Below are 5935 nucleotides of genomic sequence, written 5' to 3' on the forward strand. Positions count from 1 at the left end.
GCCACCATTGCCGCCTCCGCCTCCACCGCCGCAACCGACGATAGAAATACCTATTGTGATAATTGCAAGGGCAAGAACCGTAAGTCTCACTTGCTTCCTCATCTTATCTTCGTCCTCTCTTGACTGATTATTTCCAACGAGTGATTATAGCATCTCTACCGGACAATAGAATACATCTTGCAGCAGTAGGGAAGTCCGATTATTCAGACGCTGTAAAAGACTAACCGTTACGACTAAGGTAGAGACGTTATTCCCCATACAAATCCCAGGGTGAATATTCTTTCAACCACTTCCATCCAGTTGCGTGCAACTGGACATTTAATATTACATAAAAAAGAAGGGTAATCAGATTGAAATAGTTAAATCTACTCCCATTCCCAGGAATTGAGGCCATCACTATGGGGGCCGCAATAGCAACCACCAGCGCTAAGCCTAGTATTGCCCCGATAAAAGTATAACCCAACGCGATATTTCTTGTTAACCGGTCTTTCTGAATTAAAAGGATGCTGATAATAAGCATCACAATTTCCCGAGGAATATTGAATGTGTCGGCAAAGTTGTCAATATCCAGGTTAATGCTTGATATTTGAAACGCACCGGCAACTATTAGGCTAGCTGTCCAGGCAACTCCTATTAATCCAAGCTTTCGCTGCCAGGTCAATGGTTTCCGCTCCCGTAAAGAATCAATTTGTCTTTTTCTGACGGGCAAGTTTTAGAAGGCGTTTGGCTTCAGCTCTTTCCTTAGTGTCTAAAGGAAGATTTATTGCTTTCTCAAGGGTAACAACCGCTTCCTGCCATCGAGCGCTCATTAAGTAGGCGTATCCAAGATGGTAAGCAATTTCACCCTTTGCATCTGAAGTCATTAGTAGAGCATTCTCCAAATGTTCAATCGCTTCCTTGTATTTTCCTGAAAAAGCTAATGCCCAGCCAAGCGTATCTTCTACTGTTGGGTCATCGCCAGTTAGTTTAAATGCTTTTCTCGCTAACTCGACTGCATAGGATAGGTTTGAACGCTGTTCAGTTAGGCGAAAAGCGTAATTATTTAGATAGACAGTATTAGCTGGGGCGAGTTTGATGGCTTTTTCATAGTTGTCTACCATCTGGGCGGTTTGGTCTGAAATTACATAGCTTTCTCCAAGTAGAGAGTAAAGGGAAGCTTTCTCTTTTGAAGGTAGCTTGGGGAATCGCTTTAGCGCTTCATTTAAATAATCGATGCTGAATTTTGAAATATCCTCTGCAATCTTTTTCTTTCCATGTCTCGCATTAACGTGTCCGAATAAGGTTGCGCTTGTAGCAATTGAAGCGAAGGTTACCCATTCAGGACTAATAGCGATCATTTTGTCGGCAGCTTTTCTTGCAGCGATAACATCAGAGTTAAATAAGGCTTTGTTCATTTCGCTTTGAGCTGTATTGAATTTACTTGAGTTTTGGGCATCCCTTAGTGGTTTGCATCCCGTTAGAGATAAGCACATCACGAGCATCAATAAAAAATATTTAAATTTCAATTAGAAATAATCCCTTCAATGAGCTTTAATGTTGCGATTAGGTTATTTGTTGCATGAGCGACGATAACCAACCACAATGATCTACTCTTATAATACGCAAGTGCGAGCACAATTCCTAATACCCAAAAAACTGGTAGGTATAACAACGAACCGTGAAGAACTGCAAATATCAGTCCACTGGCAATAGCTCCTACCCATAAACTAAATCGATGACGTATCGCGTTGAAAAATAGCCCGCGAAAAATAAGCTCTTCGGCAAAAGGCGCGATGATGCATGTCACGAAGAGAATTGCCGCAATAAGCGTGGGTGTCATGTTGACCCGTTTAAGCATCATAGGAAGGGAATTTGAGGAGTCATTTAATTGAAGCTCTTGAAGTTTTTGAGCGCCCCTTAAGTGATTTATGACGAAGTGAATTAAGTTTTGAATGGGTTCAGAGATGATCACTAAGAGAAGTCCGACTAGAATCCCTGCGGCAATTTGCCAAATAGAAAAGTTCGAACCTAATCCTATATCACTCCAACGAAGTTTATATCGAATTCGTATGAAGAAAGCGACTACTCCAGCCATTGCCGTATAGGATGATAAGATTAAAACACTTAAAATGACAATCTGCGCAGAAGTATTCCTGGCTATCCATTCATCATTCGAGAAGAGGACCATGGCAAGTGTTACCGTTGGCAGCAATGAGGCGACAAATGCCGCTTGGGTTCCAAGAAAGATTTCGGCTAGGCTCCAACGAATTGCAAGAAGAGGTTTTTCACCTTGAGTCAAGCGATCTTCATGAACAGCCCAAACAATAATCGCGCCAATATCCGCCAGCGCAATTCCCATCAATAAAAAATAAGACCAAAATTCAGCCATGTATTTTAACATTGTTCCCTTAGTCCAACAACTTAATCAGATCCGCGTTTTCAGCGTCGCCGGTTAGGGTTAGGAATATTTCTTCCAGACTAAGGGTATTTGATCCTGCTCGGAGTTCCTCTAAAGTGCCTTGGGCGATGATTTTGCCTTGGTTGATGATTGCCACTCGATCGCATAGACGCTCGGCTATTTCAAGGATGTGAGTGCTTACAAAAACGGTTGTGCCTCTATTAGCCAATTCACGTAAGACTTGTTTTAAAAGCCTTGAGCTTTTTGGGTCAAGACCAACAGTGGGTTCATCCAAGAGTAGCACTTTGGGCTCGTGCAGAAGGGCACAGGCGAGGGAAAGCTTTTGACGCATGCCGCGAGAATAATTTTGTATCAGCTCATCTCTTTTATCTGTCAAGTCAAAGAGCTGAAGCAGGTCATCAATTTTGCTTTGCCGTCGTTTAGTCGTGATGCGCCAAAGATCGCCTGTTAGGTCCAACATCTCTCGGCCGGTTAACTTTTCATAAAGAAAAGCGTTATCGGGGACGTAACCGGTAATAGTTTTGGCAGCAATCGGCTGCTTGACCACATCCAAGCCGTCAATACGCGCTATGCCCTCCGTCGGCTGCAGTAGTCCTGTGAGCAGTTTGATGGTCGTTGTTTTGCCGGCGCCATTTGGTCCTAAAAAACCGAATAACTGTCCGTCCGGCACTTCTAAAAAGAGATGATCGACCGCGACAATTTTATCGAAACACTTGGTTAAATCGAGACACTCAATCATATTATTTATGCACAGCCTGTTAGACTATTTAATCTCAAGTTGGCGAAACCTTTTTGAGCTTGGATCCAGCGCCTTTTGAAGAGTTTCATAAGCAATGTCAACACGCTTTCTAATCTCGGATGCTTGATTACTTTCTTCCGAACCTTCAGGGAATCGACCAGGGTCAGCTCGACGTATGAGTTTAGTATAAGCCGCTCGCACTACCGCTATATCCGAACCGTTCTGTACTCCAAGTACTCGGTATGCGCTCAAAATCTCAGGCGAATCGCTAACCGATGGCGGACGCGATAGAGGCGTCGCACTTGTTGGAGACGCTTGAGGCGGGATTCGAGTAGTGGGGTCATCCAGTTCCGTTTCGGCATATTGCCGTTCGATTTCCTGAAGCCGCTCATATTGGTCGTTTATGTATGATTTTAAGAGGCGATAGACGCGATCTAAGGTTCCCATGGTTTATATTGTTAGTATTTCGCGGACAGTATTCTCCAGCGCTTCCAACTGGTGAGTGAGACCGCGAATATCCTCATTAACTGTTTGTTGCGCCATTGCGCGTTCTTGTTCTTCGGCTGTTTGCAATCTGACGATACGCGCTTTAAGTTCCGATAAAACAGCCTCAATTTGCATCCATTGAGTATCAATTTGCTTGGTTGCCTGTTGCATATCATCGATATGCTGCAATTCACGTTTTCTAAGTTCTAGAGCAGATTGCAGCGGTTCAACTTCCTCATTTACTGAATGAGAAATTTGTTTTTCAAGTGAAGTGATTATGTGCTCGATTTCGTGCTTTTCAGTCTGATTTAAGTAGGTCTGAATTAGATTCTGACGTTCAGCAAGGCGCACTGATCGGTCGGTCAAATCATTAACTTGAGACTCAAGCCCATGCATGAAGCTGTTGAGTCCATTCTCGATATGAGGTGAGTTCAACTGCTCAATTAATTGATCGCGATACCTAAATACTTGTCGGATTCTAGCTCTCACTTCAGGGAGCATCGGTTCCATTATTAAGTCATAACGCTGGGCACGAGTTTTACGTTCTCTGAGAGATCGTTCATAGAAAGCGCTGCGAAGCTGTTTGGGGCTATTTAAAATATGCGCAAATACACCCGCTTCCCCTGCAACCAATAGTAGAACGCCTATGAATATATTCTCCGTTAACCCAAGGGTTATAAGAGCTATCGTGAAAGCGATCCATGTCAGGGGATGCTTAAGCATCCATCGTAAGATGGCGATTAAAGTGTACATATTAATAATAAATCCTCATCGACTCTAAAGCTAGATGAGTTTCAACCTAATAGAATGCAATAGGAAGGGCGCAAATAATAGCGCCCTTCAAATAGCTCTTCATCCAATCGAGAAGTAATGAGCCGGACTTCTTTATTCCTGTTTCGGCTCTTGGGGGCCTAAACGGATTTCGAGTTCCTTCAGTTCCTTATCGACAGGATTCTCCGCTGTTGGTAAAGCTTGGCCAGCTACGACCGTTTGCTCTTCAGTTAGAACAGATGGAGCCGGAGCCATTCCCAGTCGTTGCTCCATTTTCTCCAACTCAACGTCAGCTTCAGTGCTAGCAGAAGCAGTTTGTAACGCTGCAATCTTGCCGTCTATGCTTTCGGAATACATTTCGGTTCGAGCAGACGCTTCGGATTGAGCGTGTTGAATCTTTTCTTCCGCTAAGCCCCAGCTTTGCATCGTTTGATCAAACTCCATCCCGCCAAGCGCTTTCTGAATGGCGTTCTGTATCTGAGCTTGTTTCCACTTAGCTTTGAGCGCAAGCGCTTGGGCTGTTCGTTGACGAATGACTTCATCCTCACGCTGAATAGCAATTTTAACCTGATCAACAGTTTGTTGTGCTGATGTCAGCGAAGTTTGCAAGCCGGTTAAAGCTTGTTGATGAGACATTTTCTCTTGGAGAAGTTGTCGAGCAAGGTCGCGATTGCCCTGTTTGAGAGCTGTTTCAGCAAGCTTCTCAAGTCGGTTGCATTCGGACTGCTCCTTTTCCACCATCGCCTGAAGATTATTCTTCTGGGTGATGGCTTGAATAGCCCTCTCACGGTTCTTACTATGCGCTTCCGCCATATCACGGCGAGCCTGATCGAGAAGGATCTCAGGATCCTCCCATTGGTCCATCTTGCGATTAAAGAGCGCCATAATATAGCGCCACATACGTCGAAACATCGGCAGTTGCCCCTTTCCCTACGCATTCTAGACATATTATCCCATGTCTGCAATCCAAAGTCAAACAATTGAAACCAAAAGCGGACTATCGTATTATTTTGACTTAAATTATGTAATATCCTTCAAAATCTGGTGAAAAAATGCGGACACAAGAGTAGGAAGATGAGTAAACTTAGCGATTGGTATAATATGCCGATATGAATTGTTAGGATGAGGTGAATTCAGACATGAGTAAAGTCAAGTTAGCCATTATTGGCTGTGGCGGAATGGCCGGATCTCACGTTAACGGCTTAAAAGCTTTGTGGGAAGCTGGTTTAAAGGATATTGAAGTCGTAGCTTGCTGTGATATGGCAGTGGATAAAGCGCAAGCGATGGCAAAGGATCTGGCGGCATTTCAGGGTACAACCCCGGCCGTCTTTAGCGATATGGATGAAATGCTGGCGAAGGCGGGGGATGTCAACGCGGTTGATATCTGCACCCTTCACCGCAATCACCATGGCATCGCTAAAGCCTGTTTTGAGGCTGGCAAGCATGTAACGATGGAAAAGCCCCTGGCGCTGACCCTGCGCGCAGGCAAGATTATTTTGGATGCGGCCGATAAAGCCGGTACAGTATTCCAGGTTCTGGAG

8 protein-coding genes are annotated in these 5935 nt (G+C 44.3%); 1 reads left to right on the plus strand and 7 read right to left on the minus strand.

Translation table 11 applies throughout. The annotated features are described in order from the left end of the window. Positions 1–247 precede the first annotated feature (247 nt). The 7 genes from WCO51_08750 to WCO51_08780 form a co-directional block, all read right to left on the minus strand. Positions 248–661 (minus strand): hypothetical protein, encoded by a 414-nt coding sequence (locus WCO51_08750; GenBank protein MEI6513347.1) that lies wholly within the window; start codon positions 659–661, stop codon positions 248–250. A gap of 22 nt (positions 662–683) precedes the next feature. Then, positions 684–1505: a hypothetical protein gene (locus WCO51_08755; GenBank protein MEI6513348.1), complete on the minus strand. Its 822-nt coding sequence runs from the start codon at positions 1503–1505 to the stop codon at positions 684–686. Next, positions 1502–2368, minus strand: a complete 867-nt coding sequence (locus WCO51_08760; GenBank protein MEI6513349.1) for a CPBP family intramembrane glutamic endopeptidase — start codon at positions 2366–2368, stop codon at positions 1502–1504. Before WCO51_08760 ends, WCO51_08755 begins: the two co-directional genes overlap by 4 nt. Before the next feature lie 19 nt (positions 2369–2387). Beyond that, positions 2388–3137, minus strand: coding sequence for an ABC transporter ATP-binding protein (locus tag WCO51_08765; protein MEI6513350.1), 750 nt, complete (start codon positions 3135–3137; stop codon positions 2388–2390). Between the two features lie 24 nt (positions 3138–3161). Further along, positions 3162–3584 (minus strand): hypothetical protein, encoded by a 423-nt coding sequence (locus WCO51_08770; protein ID MEI6513351.1) that lies wholly within the window; start codon positions 3582–3584, stop codon positions 3162–3164. Positions 3585–3587: 3 nt separating this feature from the next. Further along, complete coding sequence (locus WCO51_08775) at positions 3588–4376, minus strand: hypothetical protein (GenBank protein ID MEI6513352.1); 789 nt, start codon at positions 4374–4376, stop codon at positions 3588–3590. 132 nt (positions 4377–4508) lie between these two features. Continuing rightward, entirely contained in the window at positions 4509–5306 is a 798-nt protein-coding gene (locus WCO51_08780) for a PspA/IM30 family protein (GenBank protein ID MEI6513353.1), read from the minus strand. Positions 5307–5533: 227 nt separating this feature from the next. Here WCO51_08780 and WCO51_08785 point away from each other — a divergent pair. Next, positions 5534–5935 (plus strand): Gfo/Idh/MocA family oxidoreductase (locus tag WCO51_08785; protein MEI6513354.1); only part of this gene is annotated, 402 nt, incomplete at its 3' end.

Source organism: bacterium (assembly GCA_037131655.1).
Lineage (GTDB): Bacteria > Armatimonadota > Fimbriimonadia > Fimbriimonadales > JBAXQP01 > JBAXQP01.